The organism is Streptomyces sp. NPDC127114 (assembly GCF_042677525.1).
Classification (GTDB): Bacteria; Actinomycetota; Actinomycetes; order Streptomycetales; family Streptomycetaceae; genus Streptomyces.
The window spans coordinates 103,256-127,132 of record NZ_JBHXTJ010000020.1 but is presented as its reverse complement, the minus strand read 5'-3'; the positions used below and the strand labels follow the sequence as shown (position 1 = coordinate 127,132).

General features: G+C 73.4%; 11 protein-coding genes. 1 reads left to right on the top strand and 10 read right to left on the bottom strand.

What is annotated here, in order from left to right:
- The first annotated feature begins 315 nt into the window (after positions 1–315).
- Positions 316–1,179 carry a hypothetical protein gene (locus ACFVGS_RS21305; RefSeq protein ID WP_384423654.1) on the top strand — a complete coding sequence of 288 codons (864 nt, stop codon included), beginning with the start codon at positions 316–318 and terminating at the stop codon, positions 1,177–1,179.
- 55 nt (positions 1,180–1,234) lie between these two features.
- Here the strand turns inward: ACFVGS_RS21305 and ACFVGS_RS21300 are convergent, their stop codons facing one another.
- The 10 genes from ACFVGS_RS21300 to ACFVGS_RS21255 form a co-directional block, all read right to left on the bottom strand.
- Positions 1,235–1,777: an NADPH-dependent FMN reductase gene (locus tag ACFVGS_RS21300; RefSeq protein ID WP_384413024.1), complete on the bottom strand. Its 543-nt coding sequence runs from the start codon at positions 1,775–1,777 to the stop codon at positions 1,235–1,237.
- Complete coding sequence (locus ACFVGS_RS21295; RefSeq protein ID WP_385693345.1) at positions 1,774–2,508, bottom strand: 4'-phosphopantetheinyl transferase family protein; 735 nt, start codon at positions 2,506–2,508, stop codon at positions 1,774–1,776. Before ACFVGS_RS21295 ends, ACFVGS_RS21300 begins: the two co-directional genes overlap by 4 nt.
- Positions 2,505–3,320, bottom strand: coding sequence for a thioesterase II family protein (locus ACFVGS_RS21290; protein ID WP_385693344.1), 816 nt, complete (start codon positions 3,318–3,320; stop codon positions 2,505–2,507). Before ACFVGS_RS21290 ends, ACFVGS_RS21295 begins: the two co-directional genes overlap by 4 nt.
- Before the next feature lie 11 nt (positions 3,321–3,331).
- The gene (locus ACFVGS_RS21285) at positions 3,332–3,952 is read right to left on the bottom strand and encodes an NADPH-dependent FMN reductase (protein WP_384413016.1); all 621 of its coding nucleotides are present in this window, start codon (positions 3,950–3,952) and stop codon (positions 3,332–3,334) included.
- A gap of 58 nt (positions 3,953–4,010) precedes the next feature.
- Positions 4,011–5,612 (bottom strand): MFS transporter, encoded by a 1,602-nt coding sequence (locus ACFVGS_RS21280; RefSeq protein WP_384413013.1) that lies wholly within the window; start codon positions 5,610–5,612, stop codon positions 4,011–4,013.
- A 68-nt stretch (positions 5,613–5,680) separates the two neighbouring features.
- Positions 5,681–11,050 (bottom strand): SDR family oxidoreductase, encoded by a 5,370-nt coding sequence (locus tag ACFVGS_RS21275; protein ID WP_385693343.1) that lies wholly within the window; start codon positions 11,048–11,050, stop codon positions 5,681–5,683.
- A gap of 21 nt (positions 11,051–11,071) precedes the next feature.
- Positions 11,072–12,649 (bottom strand): acyltransferase domain-containing protein, encoded by a 1,578-nt coding sequence (locus tag ACFVGS_RS21270; protein WP_385693342.1) that lies wholly within the window; start codon positions 12,647–12,649, stop codon positions 11,072–11,074.
- 53 nt (positions 12,650–12,702) lie between these two features.
- Positions 12,703–13,896 (bottom strand): cytochrome P450, encoded by a 1,194-nt coding sequence (locus ACFVGS_RS21265; protein ID WP_384413005.1) that lies wholly within the window; start codon positions 13,894–13,896, stop codon positions 12,703–12,705.
- Positions 13,896–15,611 (bottom strand): thioester reductase domain-containing protein, encoded by a 1,716-nt coding sequence (locus ACFVGS_RS21260; RefSeq protein ID WP_385693341.1) that lies wholly within the window; start codon positions 15,609–15,611, stop codon positions 13,896–13,898. The genes ACFVGS_RS21265 and ACFVGS_RS21260 overlap by 1 nt, the downstream gene beginning before the upstream one ends.
- Positions 15,608–23,761, bottom strand: a complete 8,154-nt coding sequence (locus ACFVGS_RS21255; protein WP_385693340.1) for an amino acid adenylation domain-containing protein — start codon at positions 23,759–23,761, stop codon at positions 15,608–15,610. Before ACFVGS_RS21255 ends, ACFVGS_RS21260 begins: the two co-directional genes overlap by 4 nt.
- Positions 23,762–23,877 lie beyond the last annotated feature (116 nt).

Sequence of the window (23,877 nt, the reverse complement as noted above, 5' to 3'; positions counted from 1 at the left end):
ATGGAGGCAACCGATGCCCGTCAAGCCCTTGCGCGTACAACTCCCGAACTCAGGCGGCGAGTTCGGCTGGACCGCGGCACCCGGTGGCGCCTGCGCGCGGCGCGCTCGGCCGAAGCCCTCGGGATCCTCCTGCTCGTGCGACCGAGCAGCACCGGACCGTGACCGCGCCAAGGGCACGACCAGGTAAGGGCGTTCGGAGCACGGCGGCCGGCGGCGGGCTCCGGGCAGGCGACCCAGGCGCCGCGGACCCCGGCCGTGACCCGACGGACAGGCCCTGCGAGCCGGGCGACGGCTCCGCCACGTAGCGTGTGTGCCATGACGGCGATATCCCCGCGCGAAGCACGGCGCTGCTACAACGCCCACCATCCCATCCACGCGGCGTACTACTTCTCGCCCGAGCACGACGAGGCCTTCGCCGGACTCGGCTTGGAGGCCGGTCCCATGGCCTATCTGGCCGGGCGTGCCGCGCCTTTCGGGGCGGTCGGCTCCGGCGTGGTCACCGCGGCCTTCTACAACTTCCACCCGGACCTCGTCGCGCGGCACCTTCCCCGCGCGTGGGACATCACCTCCCCCGCAGCCGTCCTGGAGACCCGGCTGCGGATCACGGACGCGTACCTCACCCGGCTCCTCGGGCGCGAGGCGCTGACGTCCCCCGAGATGGCGGAGGCCGCCGGGCTGGCTCTCCGGGCAGCCGAAGGGTGCCGCCGGCCCGGCCGGCCCCTGTACTCGGCCAACGCCGACCTGCCGGTGCCCGAGGCGCCTCACCTGGCCCTGTGGCACGCCGCGACACTGCTGCGCGAACACCGCGGCGACGGACACGTCGTGGCGCTCACGGCGGCCGGTCTCGACGGCCTCGAGGCCCTGGTGTCCCACACCGCCACCGGGACGAACTGGCGGCCCGGATACCTGCAGTCCGCGCGGGGCTGGTCGCCGGACGAGTGGGCGGCGGCCCGGCAGCGGCTGGTGGAACGCGGGATCCTCGACGCCGAAGGCGAGCTGACCGGCCAGGGGGCGGAGCTGCGCCGTGCCGTCGAGGCCGAGACCGACCGCCTGGACCTGGCGCCCTACGCGCACCTGGGGGCGGAGGGCACCCGGCGGCTCACGGAGCTGACCGGCGCCTTCTCCAAGGTGGTCCTCGAGAGCGGGGGACTGCCGCTCCGGGACATCGGCAAGCGCTGACACGCCGCGGCCCCTGAACGCACCGGGGAGACCGGTGCGTTCAGGGGCCGCGGGCTCACGCCTCGGAGCCCTGCTCCTTCGCCGCCCGGGCCATCGCCGCGAGCACGTCCTTCAGGGCGCCCAGGGTCGCCTCGTCGTGGACCCGCCCGTCGGCGATCTTGGCACCCGCGAGCGGGATGGGGAGCGATTCCGGGAGGACCTTCGCGCCCATCACCTCCAGGGTCTCCCTGACCCAGGCCTGGGCCCTGTCCCCGCCGGTCATCGACGGCGACGCGGTGACGACGGCGACGGGCTTGTCCACGAGTTCTCCGCCGCCGACCACCCACTCCAGGCCGTTCTTCAGGACGCCCGAGGTGCCGTGCGCGTACTCCGGGCTGGAGATGAGCACCGCGTCGGCGGACGCGAGCAGCGCGCGGAAGGCCATGACCTCGGGCGGCGGGCACTCGCTCTCCACGTCCTGGTTGAAGAACGGCAGCTCCCCCAGGCCCTCGTAGACCGTCATCGAGACCGGTGGCAGACACAGGTCGGCGACCGTGCGCACCACCGCGGTGTTGAGCGACCTGGCCCGCAGGCTCCCGGATAAGGCGACGAATTTCATCTGATTCCTTTCCTGCTTTCAAGCGTTCCCCAGCATCGCGCATGGATCGCGGGCTGTCCCGTCGTTCCCGGAAGGGCCAGCGCGGCGACCGCTTCCGTACCGACGTCGAGGTCCGTCACGGTCCAGGAGCTCGGTCCCGTTCCGGCGTCGCAGCGGACCTCGACGGTCCCGGGGCGGTCGGGGCTGACGTCGACGGCCCTCAGGTCCGTCGCGATGCCGACGCCGACCGCCTTGGTCACCGCCTCCTTGCGGACCCAGGCGCGGTGGAAGGCTCTCAGCCGCTCCCCCGGCGCACGTCCGAGGACGTACGCCGCCTCCGTCGGGGAGAGGCACTGGCCGGCCGTCTCCCGGACGTCGAGCGGGCGCAGCGCCTCGACGTCCACGCCCACCGGCCCGGACGGCGACACGGCCACCAGCGCGCACGGCCCGGAGCGGGAGAAGCTGAAGGCCGGGGACGCCGGCGGTTCGACGATCCGCGGGGGCCCGTGGCGGTCGCTGCCGCATCCCGGGCAGGGACCGCGCCCCCAGACGATCGCGGTGGGTCCGACGCCCAGGTGCTCCGCCAGCACGCGCCGCAGGGCGGCCCGACCGGCCACGAAGGAGGCCCTGTCCCGGTCCCGTATGTAGCGGTCGGCCCTGGCGCGTTCGGCGTCGTCGAGCAGGGCGAGGTCGCTCGCCGACGCCTCGGCGGGCAGCGGCACCGTCCAGACGAAGGCCTCGGCCGGGGTCATGCGAGGTGGCCCCGCGTCGTGCGGCGCGCCGCGGCGACCGCGGCGGTGATGCGCCGGGTGAGCGGCCGGCGGTGGTCCGCGAGGTAGAAGTGGCCGCCGTCGAACATGTTCAGGCCCAGGAAGCGTTCCGTACGGCCCGCCCAGGCGGCCAGGCGCTCCCGCCCGACCACGGGGTCGTCCGCACCGCCGAACGCGGAGACCGCGGTCGGCAGCGGTGCGGCGCCGGCCGTCGGCCGCCAGGTGTCGACGAGGGCGAAGTCGCTGCGGAACACCGGACCGAAGTGGCGCCACGTCGCGTCCTCGTCGAGCACCGCGTCAGGTGTGCCGCCGACCGAGCGGAGCCAGTCCCTCAGCTCGCCGTCGGTGAGCAGGTGGCGCGCGCTCGGCTGCCCCGGGTCGCGAGCGGCCTGGGGCGCGCCGCAGGCGGACAGGCCCAGCCACACGGGCAGCGGGCGTCCGTCGGCCGTCAGCCGGCGCGTCAGTTCGTAGGCGACCAGGGCGCCCATGCTGTGCCCGAAGAAGGCGAACGGCCGGTCCGTCCACGGCAGGAGCTCCCCGGCGAAGAAGGCCACCAGCTCGTCGCTGTCGTCGATCAGGGGAGCGCCGCTCAGGCGTCCCCGGCCGGGGGCGTCGAGGAGACAGACCTCCCAGTCGCCCGGGAACTCGTGCTCCCAGTCCTTGTAGAGGAGGTGCGAGCCGCCGGCGTGGTGGAACAGGAACAGCCGCAGCGCCGCCCCCGGCACGGGCCGGGGGCAGGTCACGGCTCCGTGTGCCAGCGGACGCCTGGTCGGCCGGGTGGCCAGGCGGGTCACCACGGGCGTCCTCACTTCCCCGCCGGCGCCAGGACCTCCACGCCGGCGGCCTCCCGCGCCGCCGGCGCGCGGAGGTTCATCCGGGCGAAGTCCACGACCTGCGCGGCCATGGTCGCCAGCTGGCCCCGCACGCGCGGGTCCCCGCACTCGCCGTCGGGGCCGAAGCGGGTCGTCTCGGTGTTCACCACGACGCCGAGCGGGGTGGGCCAGCCGCGCAGGGCGTGGGTCACGTCGCGGAGTGCGGCGAGCGTGGACACACCGCCCTGCCAGCCCTGGGCGACGGCGACGCTGCCGACGGCCCGCCCGCTGAAGTACGGGCGGGGGTCCTCGCGCAGCTCCTCGACATGGTCGAGGGCGTTCTTCACGAGTCCCGAGATGCTCCCGTGGTAGGCGGGGCTGGCGAGGACGAGACCGTCCGCGCCGGCTATCTCGGACACCAGTCGGAGCGCCCGCGCCGAGCGGAGCTCGTCGCGCGGGTCGTAGAGCGGCATCACGAGCTCCGCGCCGCCGATCAACGACACCTCCGCCCCCTGTCGTTCCGCTTCGGCCAGGACGGCGCGAAGGGCCCGCTCGGCTGTCGAGTCCGGCCGGGGCGAACCCCCGATCCCGACCACCTTCACGGTCTGCTGCATAGGGATTCGCCCCACTTCCTCTCGCCGGTCCTACGGGTGCTGCGTGTGAACGCCTCGGTCAGGCGGTCGCCTTCGCCGGGCTCGGCGCCACGGCCTCGCTCCGCGCGCTCTCGTGGAGGTCACGGCTGCGGATGGTGAAGAAGGCGATGGCCGCGCCCACGGCCGCCACCGCGGCGCAGACGACCATGACGTCGGCGAGGGAGTCGACGAAGACGGAGCGGGCCGCCGCCGTCACCTGGTCGAGGACGGACGCGGACACGGTGTCCGCCAGTCCCGAGGTGCCGCCGGTGGCGACCTGCTGCCCCACCGCCTCGGCCGTGCCGCCCAGCGCCGTGCCCGCGGCCGAGGAGGCGAAGTCGTCGACCACCTTGTGGTGGAAGAGCGCGCCGAAGGCGGCGACGCCGACCGCGACGCCGACCTGCTGGAAGGTCTCGCCCATGCCGGAGGCCATGCCGGCCTTCTCGGGCCGCACCACGCCGATGGTGACCGCCGCACGCGGCGGGTTGAACAGACCCATGCCGATGCCCGTGACGATCATGCTGGGCAGCATCGCCGTCCAGGAGTCGTCGGGGCCGACGAGCACCATCAGGCCCATGCCGGCCGCGATGAAGCCGATGGACAGACCGATCAGCACGCCGGGCGCCACCTTGGCGAGCAGGCCTCCGGTGACACCGGCGACGACGAAGAGGGTGAGCATCATCGGCATGAAGCGCAGACCGGTCTCCCAGGGCGAGTAGCCCAGGACGTTCTGCACGTAGGAGATCTGGAGGAAGACCGCGGCGAGGCTGGTCGCGTTGGACAGCAGCGTGGCCAGGCACACTCCGGCGAAGGTGGGCGTGCGCATCAGGGAGAGGTCGAACATGGCCCGTTCGCCGCGGACCTTCTCAATGACGACGAAGAGCACGAGCAGGACGACGCCGGCCGCGAACGCCCCGAGGATGGGCGCGCTGGTCCAGCCGGAGGACTCTCCCCGCAGGAAGCCGAGCACCAGCAGGGTGAGACCGATGCCGAAGCTCAGCATGCCGAGCCAGTCGATGCCGTGCGCGGCCGGTTCCCGCGACTCCCGCAGCCGCAGGGCGCCCACGATCAGGGCCACGGCCCCGATCGGCACGTTGATCAGGAAGATCCAGCGCCAGCTGAAGGCGTCGGTGAGGAAGCCGCCGACCAGCGGTCCGAAGGCGAGGGCGAGACCGGCGATGCCGCCGAAGAGGCCGAACGCCTTGCCCCGGTCGGCGCCGCGGTACTCGTTGCCGATCAGGGCGGGCCCGACGGAGAAGAGGACCGCGGCACCGACGCCCTGGACGCCACGGGCGACGTTGAGCGCGAGGACGCTCTGCGCCAGGCCCGCGGCCAGCGAGGACAGCGTGAAGAGGACCAGGCCCGCGTTGAAGACCCGCTTGCGGCCGAGCCGGTCGGCGAGCGAGCCGCCGGTCAGGAGGAAGGCCGCCAGCGTCAGGGTGTACGAGTCGATCACCCACTGCAGGTCGGAGAAGTCCGCCCCGAGCGAGGTCCGCAGGTCCTGCAGCGCGACGTTGACCACGGTCACGTCGAGCATCAGCATGAACATCGCGACCGAGGCCAGCGCCAGGGTCCATGCCCGGGCGCGGTCGGCCGGCGGCCCGTTCTCCGCCTGAGTGCCGACGGCTGCTTCGGCTGACATCACGTTCTCCTCGTTGCTCCGCGGCACCTGGGTGCCGCTGTTGTCGGTCTCTTGCGAACTCACCGAGGTCACACGGGCGCGCCCGTGCGGCTCGGTGCGGCCCCGGCACGCCACGTCCGTGCTCCCGGGTCGTACCGGCCCAGCTCCGCTCCCCGGATGCCGGTCACCTGGACGAGGGCGCGGCCGTCCGGTCCGACCAGGGCGCAGCGCTCCTCGCCGGACGCGGGGTCGAACCAGTGGCGGAGCACCCGTCCGTCCGGCCGGCCGGCGGCCAGGTCCACGTCGTTGGCCGGGGTGTACAGGTCCACGGAGGCCAGCTCCGTGGGCACCATCACGGGCACCTCGCCCGGCTGCCTGCCGTCGAGTACGGAGGTGCGCAGCAGGCAGTCGAGGGCGACGCTCGGCAGGAGGAAGCGGGAGTGCACACCGCCGCCCGGCGGAAGGGTGAGACGCAGCTCGGCGGAGCCGCCGTCGGCGGTCAGCCGGGGACGGCGCAGCGCGCCGAACACCCCGCTCAACTCGACCGGCGTGCCGGGCAGTTCGTACGTGTTGGGGGCGTCGTTGCCGTCGGCCGGGGCGGGCGGGCACCAGGGCCCGACGGGCAGCGTCCGGGCCAGGTGCACCACCATGCGCGAGTGCTCGCGCTCGGGTACGGGGGCGGCGGCGGGTGACGTGATCCGTACGGCGACCCGGTCGCCGTCGCGTACGGCCGAGACACACAGGGTCCGCGGCCAGCGGTGCCGGGCCGCCCGGATGAACTGGGACAGGACGACGTCGGTGATCCGCGCGGGGACCATGCCCGGGGCCAGCGCGGCCGCGGCTTCGGCCGCCATCTCCAGGATGAAGGTGCCGGGCACGGTCGGCCGGCCGTCGACCAGGTGCTCCAGGAGGTACGGGTGCTCGTCGAGGTCCACCTCGAACGTCCACGTCGCCGAGGTGCCGTCGCGCTCCGGGGAACCGGTCAGGAAGGCGCGCCGGGTGGCGGCCGGTGCCGGCGTGCGCGGCGGTTCCGGTACCCGTCGGGCCTCTTCCTCGCAGGCCGCGCGGAACCCGGGAGCCCTGCGCTGCAGGGTCGTCCAGTCCGCGTCGCCGATCCAGGTGGTGGCCAGTCCGTGGCTGCCGCGGCCGCGGAGCTCGGTGCGGAAGAACTCCCGGCCCTGGGCGTCGGTCAGCTGGCCGATCTCGCCCTGGCGGGCCAGGAAGGCACCGCTCGGGGTGTCCGCCGAGGCCATGCCGGACTCGACCCACAGCCCGGAGGCGAGGGCGACCTCGTCCGCGCCCTCGGTCGCGCGGGCGTGCGCGGCGGCGAGCAGCAGGTACTCGTTGGCCGCGCCGTAGTCGGGTTCGCCGCGCAGTCCGGTGAACGCGGAGACGGAGCTGACGCTGCACCAGAGCGCGGGGCGCCGGTTCCCGAGAGCGGCCCGCAGGTGCGCGTATCCGCGGACCTTGACGTCCCGTACCGCCCGGAAGTCGGCGAGCTTCTTGCGGGCGAGGCCGGCGGAGCGGGCCAGGCCGGCGCCGTGCACCAGCACGTCCACCCGGCCTTCCTCGGCCAGGATCTCGTCGATCACCGTGCGGACGGCCGCCTCGTCGAGGACGTCGCACTGCCGGTAGTGGACCCGCGCCGCGCCGCAGGAGCGTTCCAGCTCCTGGAGCGTGCCCGCGCGTTCGTGCTGCTGGACGGCCCGGTCGTAGCGGCGGCTGAGCGCGGCGGGCGTCTCGTCCGGGTAGCGCGTCATCAGCTCGCGCAGGGCCTCGGCCCGCGGCAGGCGGGCCAGGGCCGTCGCGGACGGGTCGGGCGCGGGGCCCGTGCCGAGCAGCCAGACGCCGCGCGGTGCGCGGTCGGCCACGAGCTCGTGCACCAGGTGGGCGGTGAGTCCGCGGGCCCCGCCGGTGGCCACGATCACCGGGTCGTCCGGCAGGCGGAGGGCGGTGTCGTCCCGCGGCGCCCCGACCGGCAGCAGCATCAGCTCGTGCCGTACGCCGCCCGTCTCGTAGGCGACCGGGATGTGGCGGTGTGCGGCCGACTCCTCGGAGAGCCGGGCCAGGCCGGACGCCGCGTCCTCGCCGTCCACGACCAGGCCGAACACCAGGCAGCCGGTCAGCTCCTGGGTCAGGCTCCGTACCAGGCCGCCGAACAGGCCGACGGCCGGGACGGGAGTCGTGCCGTCCACGGCGCCCAGCGCGAGCACCGCGAGGCAGCCGCCGTCGTCGAGTGCCGTGGCGCAGTGCTTGGCCGCCAGGAACGCCAGGTCGTGGAGGTCCAGGACGCGCTGGGGCACGTCCCGGCCGGACGTGGTGGCGCGCGATCCGGAGAGGACGACGCGGATCTGGCCGAACGACCGGCCGTCCGTGGTCAGCAGCCGCTCCAGGTCCTCCGGCTCGTCGAGGCGGACCACCGGGAACGGCAGCGTGGTGTCGCCCGGTGCGGTCCGGGGAGCGACGACCAGGCAGTCCGCCGGCATCCCGACGTCCTTCAGGGCGCCCGGCTCGTCGGTCAGCACCAGGCTTCCGGCGGGGAGCGCCGCGACGCGGGGGCGGACGTTCCGGACGGGGACGGGACGCAGCACGAGGGCGTGCCGCGCGAGGTGACCGCTCAGCGAGCCGGCGTTCTCGGCGCTGTCGGCCCGGTCGGCTGCTACAGCGGCCTCGGCGTCGGCCGGCCGCTGGGGAGTCACCACGACGGCGGGCGTGTGGTCGTCCTCGAGCGGCCTGATGACCGTCCGTTGCCGCGGGGAGTGCAGGGCGCGCAGCAGCGCCACGGCGCCCTCGGCGCCACGGTGGTTGCGTTCCCGCGGCTGCTCGTCGGCTCCGGCCTCGACACGTATGCCGGCCGTCGCGAGCCCCACCTGCCCGAGGACGGTCATGCCGTGTTCCCGGGCGACGCTCTGACGGGTCAGGAGGAAGCCGATGGCGGCTTCCGCGTTCTCCTTGCCGCCGTGGGTGGGGACGTGGTCCGTGGTGGCGTTGACGCCGATGACGAGGGCCAGGTCCATCTCGCCGTCGCGCAGGTAGCGGATGGCGGTGGCCAGGGCCGAGGTGGTGGAGTCCCGGCCGGCGTCGAGCGTCATGTTCGGCCCGTGGAGGTCGAGGCGCTGCACCACCCGGGCCGCGATGACGTTGGGCATGAGCCCCGGATAGGCGTCCTCGTTGACGGGCCGGGACAGGGCGCGCACCGCGTCGTCCAGGGTCCGGGGGGCGATGCCCGCGGGCCCGGTCAGCCTGCGGAGCAGGTCCTCGCGGTAGCAGCGCAGGTCGGACGCGAGGGCGGCGCGGGTCGGTCCGCTGTGGCCGACGAGCACGCCGGTGCGCGCGGCCAGTTCCTCGTTCTTCGCCCAGTCCCCGGCGAGGAGGTCCGCGCACCGCAGGGCCATCAGCTGGCTGCGGTCCATGGCGGCGATCGCTGAGGGCGCCAGCCGGACCTCCACGGGCGAGGGCAGGGGGTAGGTCTCGCCGAAGGACGCCGGCCAGTCGGCGGCCCCTCCGGAGAGCCAGCGGCCGACCCGCTCCTCGTCCGGGTCGCCGGGCAGGTGCGTGCCCGCGGCGACCACGACCACCGGGTCGTCCTCCGTGCTCGCCGGCCGGCCGGCGGAGTCCGTACGGCGGGCCGGAGGCCGGTCCGTGAGGACGAGGTGGCCGTTGGTGCCGCCGAAGCCCATGGCCGACACGCCGACGGTGCGCGGGCGATCGCCGGTGGCGGCCCACGGCACGTCGTCGACCGGCACGTGCACGGCCGTCGACATTCCCTCGGGGAGCTCGTCGAACTGCCGCTGCGCGGGGATGACCTCGTGCCGCATGGCGAGGAGGGCGTGGATCGCCGACACCGCTCCCGCCGCCCAGCCGGTGTGCCCGACCAGGGACTTGTTGGACGTCATGGTCCACGTCTTGTCCGGGCCCGCGCTCAGGGTCAGCGCGCTCATCTCCGTACGGTCACCGGTCGGCGTACCGGTGGCGTGCGCGACGATCCAGTCCACGTCCTCGGAGGTGACGTCGGCGGAGCGCCAGGCCCGGTCGAGGGCGATCGTCTGGCCCGCGGCGTTGGGGGCGTAGATGGCCTTGCCCCGCCCGTCGGACGATCCGCCGAAGCCTGCGACGAACCCGAGGACGGGATCGCCGTCGGCGATCGCCCTGGCGTAGGTCTTCAGGGCGAGGACCGCGGCTCCGTCGCTGAACAGCACGCCGTCGGCGCCCCGGTCCAGGGAGCGCACCCGGCCGGACCGGGAAAGGCCGCGGAGCTTGGAGAACAGCACCAGGTTCTGGGCGCTGAGGGCGAAGGCGCCGCCGCACAGGGCCACGTCCGTCTCGCCGGCGCGCAGCGCCCGGACTCCCAGGTCGACGGTGTAGAGGGAGGACGAGCAGGCGGTGTCGACCACGACGATCTCCGCCGAGTCGGGGAGGCCGGCGGCGGCCGTGCGGGCGATGCGGTACGGCAGTACGTCCTCCGGGGATCCGGAGGCCAGCGGGAACATCGTGTCGATCTCGTCCGGCACCTTCGCGCCCGCGTCGGCCAGGATCTTGCGCACCCCGGCCGAGACCAGGCTGTGCTCGAGGTGGTGGCTGCCGTCGGGGGTGAGGCCGACCGCGAACAGCTGGCGGTCGCCGGGCCGGACGGTGACCTTCTCGGTGGCGCCGAGCAGCGAGTGACGCAGCCACAGGGCCGTGTACTCCTCGCCGTCGAAGGCCCCGGACTCCAGTTCCTCCCGCAGGCGCGGGTGCGGTTCGAAGCCGGTCATGAAGCCGGACACGCGCGAGTAGGTCTTGTCCTCGGCGGTGTCGTCGGCCGACCAGAGGCCGTCGATGTCCAGCCGGTCGCCGGGCTCTGCGAAGACCGGCTCGCCGCTCGTCAGGAGCTCCCAGAACTGCTCCGGGGAACTCGCCCCCGGCAGGGCGAGTCCCATGCCCACGACGACGACCGCGTCGTCGGCGGGCGCCGTCCCTGCCGGCGGCCCGCTCACGAGCAGCGTCCTGCCGTCGACGGACGACGCGTCGTCGGACACCAGGAACCCGACGAGCTGCGCGACGCCGTCCGCCGCCGACTCGGCGTCCTCGCGCAGCACCACGGCGTTGACGCGGACGCCGTCCCGCGTCGAGGCGCCGGGATCGCGCACGAGGCCGGCCACGGCTTCCTGCGCCGGCGGGTCCGTGACCACGTGCACGATCGCACCGGGTCCCTGCGGCGTCATGAGGGCGACGGCCGCGGCCGTCGCCTCGCGGGCGTCGCGCAGTCCCTCCTCACCGGCCACGGCGTTCACGAGCGCGTGGACCGCGCCCGGCCGGCCGTCGGTCCGGTCGAGCGCCGCCCGGATGCGCGGCGCGTCGTACGCGTCGCAGGTCACGACGCGCGCACCGAGCCGGGTGAGCCGCCGGGTCACGGACGTGCCGAGTGATCCGCCGGCACCGGTGACCAGGACGGTGCGGCCGGAGAGGTCGAGGGACATGCTGGCTCCCGTTGTCGTAGATCAGCGCGCGGACGGCTGGACGGCGGTGATGAGGTCGGCCAGGTCGGCGAGGGTGGGCTGGGCGACGAACCGACCGTCGACGGCCGACTCCCCCAGACCGAAGTGCGCCGACACCTTCCCCAGCATCTCCGCGCGCTTCAGCGAATCGATCCCCAGATCCGCCTCCAGATCGGCATCACCGGTGATCACCTCCACCGGATACCCGAGCACCGACGCGTACAGCTCACGCAACTCGTCCAGCACACTCACACCGGACGCAACAGGCCCCGTCCCTACGGGAGTCGGCGTCGCTGTCACTGCCGGAGCCGGTGTCGCCCGGGCCACAGGAGCCGCGCCGCCCCGGACCTCGGCTATCAGGGCCGCCAGGTCGGCAAGGGTGGGCTGGGCGACGAAGCGGCCGTCCACCGCCGACTCCCCCAGACCGAAGTGCGCCGACACCTTCCCCAGCATCTCCGCGCGCTTCAGCGAATCGATCCCCAGATCCGCCTCCAGATCGGCATCACCGGTGATCACCTCCACCGGATACCCGAGCACCGACGCGTACAGCTCACGCAACTCGTCCAGCACACTCACACCGGACGCAACAGGCCCCGTCCCTACGGGAGTCGGCGTCGCTGCCGGAGCCGGAACGGGAGTCGCCCCGGTCTCCGGTGCCGGCGTGGCGCCGGCGCCCCGCGCCTCAGCGGTACGGGTGGTGTCGACCTCGGGCACGCTGCGCCGGACGAGTCCGGACAGCCCGGCCCGGCCGCACTCCACGAAGCGCTGCGCGCCGTCGGCGTGGAGCTCGCGCACCGCCGCCATGAACCGTACGGGAGTGGTGAGCTGCCGGACGAGCAGCGCCTTGAGGTCGGTGTCGTCCTGGAGGTATCCGCCGGCCACCGGCGAGTACACCGCTGCCCGCAGCGGGTGCTGCCGGATTCCCGTGATCGCTTCGCCGAAGGCCTCGGCGGCGACCGCGAGCATCGGGCTGTGGAAGGGGAACGGGGCGTTCAGGCGGGTTGCCTGCGCCCCCAGCGCCGCGGCGAGGCGCGCCACGACCGCGACCGCCTCGTCGGGTCCCGCCACGACCGTCTGACGCGGCGCGTTGGACACGGCGACGGCCAGTCGCCGGTCGGCGACGGCGCCCACGAGGTGTGCCGCGCGGCCCGTGGGCAGGTCCAGGGCCACCATGCCGCCCTCCGACGGGCAGTGGGCGAGGAGGGCCTCCGAGCGGTGGCACACCAGGCGCGCCCCGTCGGCCGTGCTGAAGGCGCCGGCCACCGTCAGCGCGGCGATCTCCCCCATGCTGTGCCCGACCACGACGTCCGGCGTGTGCCGGCGCCGTGCGATGCGGAAGCTGCCGACGGCCGCGGTGAACACGGCGAGCTGCAGGGCGAAGGAGTCCGAGCGCACCAGGTCCGCCGCGGAGGGACCGTCGGTGTGCGTCAGCAGGTGCGAGACGCCGCCGCGTCCGAACTCGGCCGCGATGCGGTCGGCCGTGTCGAGGACCTCCCGGACCTCGGGCGAGTCGTCACCGGCGAACAGCCCGGGGGTGTAACCCCCCTGGCCGGGCAGGAGGAAGACCGTATCCACCATCATGCGTCCTTTGCGTCCTTCGTGAAGTGAGTGACCTTGCGTGGAGACACCGGTGATCACCAGGTGACGGGCAGTCCGCGGACGCCGTAGAGCACCATGTCGTGCCGGAACGGCAGCTCCTCCAGCGGACTGCCGAGCCTGAGCGTGGGCAGCCGGTCGAAGAGGCCGGCGAACACGGTGCTGAGTTCGACGCGGGCGAGCGTCAGCCCGATGCACTTGTGGAAGCCGTGGCCGAACGCGACGTGTGCCTGCGGGTCCTTGCGGTGGATGTCGAAGGTGTCGGGCGCCTCGAAGACCGCCGCGTCGCGGTTGGCGGCGTTGATCATCACCAGGACGCCGTCCCCGGCCTTGATCTCCTGGCCGCCGACGGTGAGGTCCTCGGTGGCGGCGCGGGGCAGTCCGGCGTGGTTGATGGAGAGGTAGCGGAGCAGTTCCTCGATGGCCTGCGGGTACAGCGACGGGTCGGCCCTGAGGTCGTCGAGCTGGTCGGGGTGCTCGAGCAGGGTGGCCGTGCCCAGGCCGATCATCTGGGCCATGGTGTCGTAGCCGGAGAGCATCAGCAGGGCCGCCAGACCGACGAACTCCTCGTGGCTGATCCGGCCGGCCTCCTCCTGCGCCACGAGCCGTCCGAGCATGTCGTCGGTCGGCTGCCGCTTGCGGGCGGTGACCACCTCGTCGAAGTACGCCATGAGTTCACGGGCGGCGCCCTCGGCCTGTTCGGGCGTGCTGCTGCGGTCGAGGATCGTGTCCGTGAGGGTCACGAAGATCTTGTGGTCCTCGTACGGGACGTCGAGGAGCTCGCACATCACGGTCGCGGCCATCGGCAGGGCCAGCTGCTTCACGAGGTCGGCGCTGTTCCCGTCCCGCGTCATCTCGTCGAGCAGCGTGTCGAGGATCGCCTTCATCCTCGGCCGCTTCGCCTCCATCTGGCTGATGAGGAACTCCCGGGTCACCAGGCGGCGCAGCCGGCCGTGGTCCGGCTCGTCCTGGTTGAGGAAGAAGCCGGGCGGGATCGGGGTGTCGCCGGAGATGTAGGAGGGGTAGCCCGGGGTCTTCGGGTCCGAGCTGAACCGGGTGTCGGTGAGCACGGCGCGGGCGTCCGCGTGGCGGGTGACCACCCAGACGGCCTCGCCGCGCGGGGTCTGCACCTGGAAGACCGGCTGCTCGGCGCTGAGTTCGCGGTACTCGGGCGGCGGGTCCAGCGGGTGCCGGCGCGGCATCGGGAAGGCGGGTACGGCGGGAGCGGTCATCACGCGGTCCTCCGGGTCTGGGGGCCGGCGGTGCCGGCGGCAGGGGCGGGCAGGAAGCCCGACGAGACGAAGTAGTCGAGGTAGAGGTCGAACAGCGCCTGGTCGACCGGCCGGCACTCGATGCCCGAGCCGTCGAGTGCGGCGCGCAGGTTGTCGGTGCGGAAGTCCGGCCTGCTGCCCAGGTAGCCGACCTCCTCGGCCGGCTGGTCGGCGCCGAACAGGGGCAGGTAGACGGCGAGTTCGTTTTCCTCGCCGCGCTCCACGGCGGCGGCGAGCTCGCGGTACCAGCTCCGGTAGTCCAGGCGGCGCAGCGGGTAGCCGTAGGCCACGATCAGTTCGAAGATCTCGTTCATGCCGACGGATCCGGCGCTGGGCACGTTGAAGACGGCTTCCTCGCGGCCTCCGGAGAGCGCGGTGTGCACCACCGTTGCCGCGCAGAAGTCCACGGGCACGAGGTCGAGGAGCAGGTCGTGGTCCAGGTAGGCGCCCAGCTGGACGCAGCCCTTGATCAGGTGGTTGATGAAGGTGTCGGGCGAGCAGGCGCCGGTGGTCTGCGAGCCGGTGATGGCGCCGAGGCGGTAGACGTGTGTCGGCACCCCGCGGTCCCGGGCCTGGAGCATCAGGCTGTCGGCGACCCACTTCGACTGCCGGTAGCCGCCGACGACGTGCTCGGCCTCGGTGAGCCGGGTCTCGGCCCAGCTGCGCTGCCCTTCGTGCCCGGGGTAGACGCCGATGGTGGAGACGAAGTGGACGGCCTTGACGCGGGTGCGGCAGGCGAGCCGCAGCACCTCCAGGGCGCCGAAGACGTTGACCGGCTTGATCTTGGCGTAGGGAACGATCCAGCTGGAGATCGCCGCGTTGTGGATGATCAGTTCCACGTCGGCGGCCAGCCGGTGGTACAGCGCCTTCGTCAGTCCGAGGTAGGGGCGCCCGGTGTCGCCGGGGACGCCGACGACGCGCTGCTCGTCCCCGTCGCGCAGCAGCCCGTACTCGGCCAGGTTCCCGCGTACCCGCTCGTGTGCCTGCTCGGGTCCTTCGGCGCGCACCAGGACGTGCACGGTCGCGGACGAGCGGTCGAGCAGTTCGCGGAGCAGGAAGGCACCGGTGTATCCCGTGCCGCCGGTCAGCAGGACGGTGCGGTACGGGCCCGCCGTGGCGGGCAGGGCGCCGTCCTCGGGTACGACGTCGGCCGGCAGCACCGCGTCGGCCGCCATCGCCTCGCTCGCGACGCCCCGGGGGTTGCCGGCCCCGGTCACCGTCGGGTCCGCCTGGGAGCTGACCATCCGCGCGAGCTGGGCGACGGTGGGGTCCTCGAACATCCGGCGGAGGTCGAGGCGCACGTCGTAGACCTCACGTACCTGCGCGGTCATCTGGAGCACCGTCAGGGAGTCGCCGCCCAGGTCGAAGAAGCTGGTCTCCACCCCGACCTTCGGCAGGCCGAGCAGGTCCTGCCAGATGCGGGCGAGCTGCGTCTCCACCGGTGTGCGGGGCGCGACGTAGGCGGTCTCGGGGGTCTCCTCGGCCGTCAGCGGAGGCAGACTCTTGCGGTCCACCTTGCCGTTGGGCAGCTTCGGCAGCTCCGGCAGCACGACGAAGTGCGCCGGGACCATGGCGTCCGGGAGGTGCGTCCTGGCGTAGGCACGCAGGGAGGAGCGCAGTCCGGCCGCCCAGGCCGAGGTGAGCGGGTCGTTGGCGAGTCGTCGGGTCGTGCTCATGCCTTGTCCTCAGCGTCGTCGTGGGCAGGGACCGGACTTCCGAACGCCACGTCGAAGGTGTCCAGCCGGCCGTCCTGCGGCACCAGGACCCTGACCGGTCGTCCGAGTGCGGCGGCCAGGTCGTACATCTGCTCCGGATGGACCCCGGCCTCGTCGTCGAGGTCCCAGAGCAGCCGCTCCAGATCCCAGGCGGTGGCCGTGCCGTCGGTCTCCTCCAGCGCGCGCACGGCGGCGGTGGTCCGCAGCAGCCTGCGGTTGGGGACGCCGGTCACCAGCAGGCCCTCGGGGCCGGCGTCCAGCCGCTGCCGCAGTCCGCCGAGGCCGTCGTCGAGCGTGTTCCAGGAGAGCCGGCGCTCGGGCGTGCCGGGCGTCGTCCGGTCGCCGACCAGCAGGGTGACGTCGTAGCGGAAGAGCGAGAGCTCGTTGTCCGCCAGGCCCCGCTTCAGCTCGAAGCGGATCTCGCCGACGCCGTCGAGTCCGGCCGCGAGCTGCTGGAAGAAGGCCGGGGACAGGCACAGTTCCCGTTCCTCCTGGAGCCTGCGGGTGACCGCGGACCGGATCTCCTCGACCGTCTGGAGGGGTCCTGCCCGGTGCAGGGTCACGGCGGTCTGGAACTCGGGCAGCATCTCGACCGAGCGGACGTCGCCGACGAAGACGGCGCCTCCCGGCCGTACGGCGCGCACGGCGTCGGTGAGGACGGTGCGCAGGTAGTCGGTCCCGGGGAAGTACTGCGCCACCGAGTTGATGACCACCGTGTCCAGGCTTCCGGGCGCCAGTCGTGCCAGGTACTCGGGTCCGGACCGCTCCAGGTGCACGTGCTCGGGGAGCGGGCGCCCCAGGGAGGCGGCCGCGGCGGTGAGCGCGGCGGGCGAGACGTCGACGCCGTGGTACTCCCCCACCTGGTCGGCCAGGTTCCGGAGCACGAGGCCGACGCCGACGCCGATGTCGGCGACCGCGGTGGGACGCAGCGCGCGGATGCGTTCGACGGTGTGTCCCAGCCATTCCCGCATCTCGGGGGCGGGGATGGGATCGCCGGTGTAGCTGCTGAGCCAGCCGGCGAACTCGCTTCCGTCGTCCGCGGCGGCGTCCGGCGCCGTGCCGTCCTCCGGCCCGTCGCCGTCCGCGGCGGTGTACGCGCTCTCCCAGACCTCTCCCCACCGGCGGACGTGCGCGTCCTGCACGGAGGCGTCCGACAGGGAGTCCGCGGGGGACACGTAGGCGACGAGCTCCGTGCCGTGCGCTCCCTCGACCGCCGTGACGGCGACCGCGTCGAGCTGTGCGTGGCGCGAGAGGACGCTCTCGACCTCGTCGGGCTCGACCCGGTGGCCGAGGATCTTCACCTGCCGGTCGATCCGGCCGAGGAACTCCAGGCTGCCGTCGGCGCGCCGGCGCACCCGGTCACCGGTCCGGTAGTACCGGCCGGCGCCGTCCGCGCCGGTGACGAACCGCTCGGCGGTCAGCTCCGGTCGCCCGACGTAGCCCGCCGCGACGCCGTCGCCGCCGATCCACAGCTCGCCGGAGACGCCGACCGGCAGCGGCCGGCCGCGCCCGTCGACCACCAGCACCTCGGTGTTGGCGATCGGCCGGCCGATGGGAATGGTGTCGGCGCTCGCGTCCCGCCGCGGGTCCAGCTCGTGCACCGTGGACCAGATGGTCGTCTCGGTGGGGCCGTACATGTTGCAGATCCGCACCTCGGGCAGGGCTTCGAGCAGCCGCTGCGCGAGTCCCGAGGGGAACGCCTCGCCGCCGATCAGCAGGGCGCGCAGGCCCCGCAGGGAATCCAGGGCGGCGGGTTCCGCGGCGACCGCGGTGAACAGCGAGGGCGTGCCCTGCACGAGGGTGACCCCGTGCCGCTCGCAGAGCGCGGCGAAGGAGTGGGCGCCCTCGGCGACCTCGGTGGCGTGGGCGTCGCGCAGGCGGTCCACCCAGGTGAGGCTCTCGAGGACGGCCGGCGCCTCGACGCCGAAGTCCACCAGACACGCGATCTCGTCGACACCGGCGGCGGCGAGCGCGCGGACGAGCTCGGCGCAGCTGTCCGGGGATCCGAAGAGGCCGGAGGTCTCGAAGTACCGGTTGATCGCCATGTCGATCACGGCGTCGATCTGCTCCTCCGCGCCCATCTCCGGCAGGTCCTGCCCGGTGGAGGCGAAGAGCGTGCGCCACAGTTCGGTGGAGCTGCGGAGGTAGTTGCGGAAGGGCTCCCGCGCCTGCTGCCTGGCCTGCTCCGTGTCGTCCGACATGAAGGTGTGCACCATGACGGTGACCTGGCCGGGACCGGCGTGCCCGGCGGCTTCCCGGGCCTGCCGGTACGCCTTGATCTTCTCCGCCAGGTCGTCGGGGTTCTGGCCGAAGAGGTGGGTGAGCAGGTTCGCCCCGGACGCGCCGGCCTTCTCGAAGGTCTGCACGGTGCCGACCGAGGTGAGCCAGATCGGCGGCTCTTCCTGGACGGGCGCGGGGAAGATCCGTACGTCCACCGTTTCGCCGCTGCCGCCGACGCGCCGTACCGGCTCGCCGCGCCACAGTCTGCGGAACTCCTCCAGTTGTTCGGTCATCCGCTCCTTGCGTACGGGGAAGTTCTCCGGCCGCAGCACGAAGTCGTTGGAGTTCCAGCCCGCGGCGAACGCCAGGCCGACCCGGCCGTCCGAGAGGTTGTCGACGAGCGACCACTCCTCGGCGATGCGCACCGCGTCGTGCAGCGGGGAGACCACGCTGCCGCAGCGCAGCGCGATCCGGTCGGTGATGGTGGCCAGCGCGGCCGACATCACCGAGGGGTTCGGGTAGAGGCCGCCGAACTCGTGGAAGTGCCGCTCGGGCGTCCACACGGCCTCGAACCCGTGGGTGTCGGCGTAGCGGGCCGCGTCGAGGACGAGCTGGTAGCCCTCGCGGTGGGACTGCCCCGCGGAGGCGGCGAAGAAGAAGAGGCTGAATCCGAGGGCCCGTTCCCTGGCCTCCGTCTGCGGTACGAGGTTGCCGATGACGCGCTCTCCCGCCACGACCACCTTGGCGCCGTGGGTGAGCGGCCAGAGCAGTTCGAGGACCGAGATGTCGAAGGAGACGCTGGTGACGGCGAGCACGACGTCGTCGCCGTCGCAGCCGACCCGCTCGTCCATGCCGGCGAAGAAGTTGACGGCGTTGCGGTGCCGGAGGGCGGTGCCCTTGGGCTTGCCGGTCGAGCCGGAGGTGTAGATCACGTACGCGGTGTCGTCACCGGACACCTCGGTTCCGGGCGGTGTCACGGGCGAGCGCTCGATGCTCCTCGCGTCCGCGACGACGTCGACGACGCGGGGCGCGGTGATCCCGTCGGGCGTGCCGGGCCCCTTGACCAGGCAGCCGATGCCGGCGTCGGCGGCGATGTCGGAGAGCCGTCCGGCGGGGAACGACGGGTCCATCGGCACGTACGCGGCGCCGCTCTTGAGCACCGCGAGCAGGGCGACGACGAGGTCGATGCCGCGCCGCAGGCTCACGCCCACCAGGTCGCCCCGTCCGACGCCCTGGCCACGCAGATGGTGTGCCAGGCGGTTCGCGCGGGCGTCCAGGTCCGCGTAGCCGACCTCGTCGAAGCGGTGGGCGACGGCGATCGCGTCCGGGTGCGCCAGCACCTGCCGCTCGAACTGTCCGTGGACCGTGTCGGCGCTGTCGTACGCGACGGCGGTGTCGTTCCACGCGGCCAGCTGGGCGTGCTCGGCCGGGGCCATGAGGTCGACCGAGGTGAGCCGCTCGTCGGGCTGCCGGGCGACGGCCGTGAGGGCACGCTCGTAGTAGCCGGCGAGCCGGGAGCAGAACTCCTCGGGCAGGACCGCGAGGTCGCAGTCGAGCCAGAGCTGCAGCCGGCCCAGCTCGGGGTCGATCAGGAAGTTGACGGCCAGCGGGTAGTTGGTCTCGGCGACGCCCACCGTGACGGCCATGAGGCCGTCCGCCGACCGGTGCCGGTCCCGGTGGAAGTCCATGAAGTTGACGTAGCTGTCGAGCCGGAGCCCCTCGCCGACGTCGTGCTGCATCTGCGCGAAGGGGTAGCGGCGGTGGGCCGCGGAGCGGCGCTCGTGGTCGAAGACCCGTCGCGCGGTGTCCAGGAGGCTCGCGGAGGACAGGTCCACGCGCAGCGGGAGCGTGTTCAGGAAGACGCCGATGGTCTCGTCGCCGCCCTCCTCCTCCAGCCGGGCGTTGGCCACGACGCCGGTGAGGACCTCGTCGTCCCCGCCGACCAGGCGCAGCACGGCGAGGTGCGCGGTGGTCAGCAGCGACTTGAGCGGCAGTCCTTCGCGTCCGGCGAGGGCGCGCAGGGCCTCGGCCACCTCGCCGTCCACCGGCACGTCGTACCGGTGGTTGGCGGCCGGCCGTGCGCCGTCGGTGCCTTCCTGTCCGGTGGCACCGCGGGGCACCAGCCGGGTGGGCTCGGCGCCGCGCAGCAGTCCGGTCCAGTAGTCGCGCGTCCGCTCGTCCGCCAGGGCCTGGCGCTCGGCGGCCACGAAGTCCCGGTAGGCCGAGCGGACCGGCGGCAGGGACAGTTCCCCGCCGGCGAGGCGCGCCCGGTAGTGGTCGGCCACCTCTTCGAGCATGCGCATGTCGCTCCACCCGTCGAGGACGACGTGGTGCTCGATCACCGACAGCTCGAACGCGTCCGGGCCGCAGGGATGCGCCACGAACTTCAGCAGCGGCGCGACCTCCGGATCGAAGCGGGTGAACTTGGCCGCCTCGACCCAGTCCGTCACGGCGCGCAGCCGGGCCCAGTCGTCCAGGCCCGCGAGGTCCAGACCGGTCTCCAGCGGGATCTCGACCTGGCTGTGCACGAGCTGCAGGGGCTCGGAGTAGCGGGCCAGATCGAAGGAGCACCGCAGGGACGGGTGGCGGGCGGCGGTGTCGTCGATCGCGGCCCGCAGGGCGTCGCGGTCGAGGCGGGCCGCCACCCGGGCGCTGGTCACCACGCGGTACACCGAGGAGTCCTCGGCGTAGGCCGCGTGGTAGAGCATGCCCGCCTGCATGGCGCTGAGCGGGTAGGCGTCGTCGAGTCCGTCCGGCAGCAGCTCCCGGTCCCCCGCCGAGAGCAGCCCGAACGGACGGCGGTCGGCGGAGTCCCGCTCCTGCGACGGCCGGACGGCTCGGGCGAGTTCGCGGATCGACGGCCCGGCGAACAGGTCGGAGACGTCGAAGGTGAGGCCGCCGCGCTCGACCTCCGCGCGGACCCGGATGGCGTGCATGGAGTCGCCGCCCAGGACGAAGAACGAGTCGTCCACGCCGATCTCGTCGGTGTCCAGGACGGTGCGCCACGCCTGGTGGAGCAGCTTCTCCTCGGCGGTCTCCGGCGGCGTCAGGGCGCGGGCCGGCCGGGTTTCCGGCATCGGCAGCGCCTTGCGGTCCAGCTTGCCGTTGGACAGCAGCGGCAGGGCGTCGAGGGTGACGAAGTGCGCCGGGGTCATGTAGGCGGGCAGGCGCTCCCGCAGCCAGTCCCTCAGCTCCGCCGGTTCCGGGGCGTCGTGCTCGGGCACGAGGTGGGCGACGAGCTGGCGCTGTCCGTCGCTGCCGAGCGGCGCCGTCACCACCGCCTGCCCGACGGCCGGGTGGCCGAGCAGCGCGGACTCGATCTCGCCCGGCTCGATGCGGAATCCGTGCACCTTGACCTGGTGGTCGAGCCGGCCGCGGTAGAGGACGACGCCGTCCTCGCGGAGCACGGCCAGGTCGCCGGTCCGGTACAGCCTGCCGGGGCCGAAGGGGTTGTCGACGAAGCTCGCGGCGGTGAGTTCGGGGCGGTTGAGGTAGCCCGTGGCGACCTGGACGCCGCCGATGTGCAGCTCGCCGGCGATGCCGTGCGGCAGCGGACGGCCTTCCCGGTCCAGCACGTACAGGCTGGTGTTGGCGACGGCCCGGCCGATCGGCACCGGCCTGTGGGCGTCCTCCGGGGTGCACCGCCAGTAGGTGACGTCGATGGACGCCTCGGTCGGCCCGTAGAGGTTGTGCAGTTCGGGGCCGTCGCCGTGGAGCTCGAAGAACCGGCCCACGGTCTCGGAGCGGAGGGCCTCGCCGCTGCAGAGGACCCGGCGCAGGGCCGGCAGGTCGCGGCTCGTGGGGTCGGCGAGGAACAGGTCGAGCATCGACGGGACGAAGTGCACCGTGGTGACGCGGTGCCTGCGGATGACGTCCGCCAGCGCACGCGGGTCCCGCTGGGCGCCGGGGGCCGCCAGGTGGAGCACGGCGCCGGTGAGCAGCGGCCAGAAGAACTCCCACACCGAGACGTCGAAGGTGAACGGCGTCTTCTGCAGGACGCGGTCGTCCGCGCCGAGGCCGTACTCCTCCTGCATCCACAGGAGCCGGTTGACGACGCCGCGGTGCGGTACGGCGACGCCCTTGGGCCGGCCGGTCGAGCCCGAGGTGTAGATGACGTACGCGGTGTCCTCGGGCGTGGCGGTGCCCCGCAGCGGGCCGGACTCGGGCAGCGTGGGCAGCAGCTCGTCCACGGCGAGGACCCGGGCACCGGTGCCGGCGAGGCGCCCGGCGAGGTCCGACCGGGTCAGCACGACCCGCGCGCCGGAGTCCGCGATCTGGAACTCCACGCGAGAGTCCGGCAGTTCGGGGTCCAGCGGTACGTAGGCGGCTCCGGCCGTCATGACCGCGAGCAGCGCCACGACGAGGTCGAGCGAGCGCTCGTCGTACACGCCCACCACCTGGCCGGCAGCCACGCCGTCGGCGCGGAGGCGGGCGGCGAGCGCCCGGGACCGGCCGACGAGCTCGCGGTAGGTGAGCGAGCCGTCCTCCGTCTCGGCGGCGACGGCGTCGGGGGTCCGCGCGGCCTGCTCCTCGACGAGTTCGTGGAGGGGCCGGGTGAGGTCGAAGTCCCGTGCGTGGGCGTCGGCTTCCGCCTCCAGCAGGGAGCGCTCGGAGGCCGTCAGGACCTCGATCTCCCCGAGGGGCTGCTCGTCGCCGGCCCTGACGAGGGTGTCCAGGAAGGCGGTGAACCGGTCGCGGTGGGCGGACACGGTCGCGGCGTCGTGCAGCTCCGGGTTGGGGTCGAACGACACCAGGAGGTCCGCGCCGTCGGCGCCGCCGAAGAACTCGACGGAGAGGTCGCGTACGGGTCCCGAGGAGATCTGGCGCACCGTGCCGTCGAGGCCGCCGAAGCGCAGCCGGCCGTCGAACGACACGACGTTGACGACGACGCCCGGGGGCTCGTCGGCCGCTCCGGTCCTCCGGAGCTCCCGCTGCAGGGCCTCGCCACGGAACCGCTGGTGGGCGAGCACCTCGCTCGCCCGGGCGGAGACCTGCTGCACGAGGTCACGGAAGTGCATGTCGGAGCGCGGGGAGAGACGCAGCGGCAGGACGTTGGCGAGCATGCCCGGCGTCGTCAGCGCGGTGCGCGTGGTCCGGGCCCGTACGGGCAGGCCGATGGCGATCTCGTCCTGCTGGGTGATCCGGTGCAGGTACGCCGCCGTCGCCGCGAGGACGACGACCGACCACGGGGTGCCGTACCTGGCGGCCATCTCGTCGATCCGCTCGACCCGGGCGGGGGGCTGGAAGCGTTCGGCGGGCCGGGTCGTTCCGGCGCCCCGGTCGCTCAGGCTGATGCGGTCGGGCCACTCGCCGGCGTTCCCCAGCCAGTAGGCACGGTCGCTCTCGTGGGCCGGCGACGCCGTGTACGCGGCTTCCTCGTCGAGCAGTTCGCGCAGCGTGGCCGCGCTCTTCTCGCGGACCGGCGTCCCCTGCTCCAGCGCGGTGTAGATCTGCGCGAGCCTGCGCCAGTAGAGGACCTGGCCGTAACCGTCCAGCACGATGTGGTGGTAACGGAGGTGGAAGAGGAAGTGGTCCGGGGCCAGCCGGAGCAGGGTGTGGGTGAACAGCGGGTCTTCCGCGAGGTCGACCGGCGTGGCCAGGTCCGACCGCACCCAGTCCTCCGCGGAGCCGAACGGATCGGTCTCCGCACCGAAGTCCTTCACGTGCAGCGGGGCCTCGACATCGGCCGGCCACTGCCAGGGCGTTCCCTTTTCATCAGCAACGAACTTCACGCGTAACGCGTCGGTCTCACCGACCGCTCGCCTCACTGCCTCGGCGAGGTGCGCCTCGTTCAGCCGCCCTCGGATCTCGACGTATCCGCCGCAGTTGTGGAGGGCGCCGCCGGCATCCATCTGGTGGGCGATCCACACGTCGTGTTGCGCGGCGGACACAGGTAAGCGCCCGGCAAAACTCTTCACGAGTCACTCCGTCTTTCGGTTCCAAGAAGGCGCACGCGTCCGGCCGCCCCGGCCGCACGACGGCAGGGGGCAGGTCAGGAGTGGTGCGC

Coding starts and splice junctions, on each gene's coding strand:
- ACFVGS_RS21280 (WP_384413013.1), bottom strand. CDS start 5,612: ATGTCAGCCGAAGCAGCCGTCGGCACTCAGGCGGAGAACGGGCCGCCG.
- ACFVGS_RS21260 (WP_385693341.1), bottom strand. CDS start 15,611: ATGAGCACGACCCGACGACTCGCCAACGACCCGCTCACCTCGGCCTGG.
- ACFVGS_RS21300 (WP_384413024.1), bottom strand. CDS start 1,777: ATGAAATTCGTCGCCTTATCCGGGAGCCTGCGGGCCAGGTCGCTCAAC.
- ACFVGS_RS21295 (WP_385693345.1), bottom strand. CDS start 2,508: ATGACCCCGGCCGAGGCCTTCGTCTGGACGGTGCCGCTGCCCGCCGAG.
- ACFVGS_RS21275 (WP_385693343.1), bottom strand. CDS start 11,050: ATGTCCCTCGACCTCTCCGGCCGCACCGTCCTGGTCACCGGTGCCGGC.
- ACFVGS_RS21270 (WP_385693342.1), bottom strand. CDS start 12,649: ATGATGGTGGATACGGTCTTCCTCCTGCCCGGCCAGGGGGGTTACACC.
- ACFVGS_RS21305 (WP_384423654.1), top strand. CDS start 316: ATGACGGCGATATCCCCGCGCGAAGCACGGCGCTGCTACAACGCCCAC.
- ACFVGS_RS21265 (WP_384413005.1), bottom strand. CDS start 13,896: ATGACCGCTCCCGCCGTACCCGCCTTCCCGATGCCGCGCCGGCACCCG.
- ACFVGS_RS21285 (WP_384413016.1), bottom strand. CDS start 3,952: ATGCAGCAGACCGTGAAGGTGGTCGGGATCGGGGGTTCGCCCCGGCCG.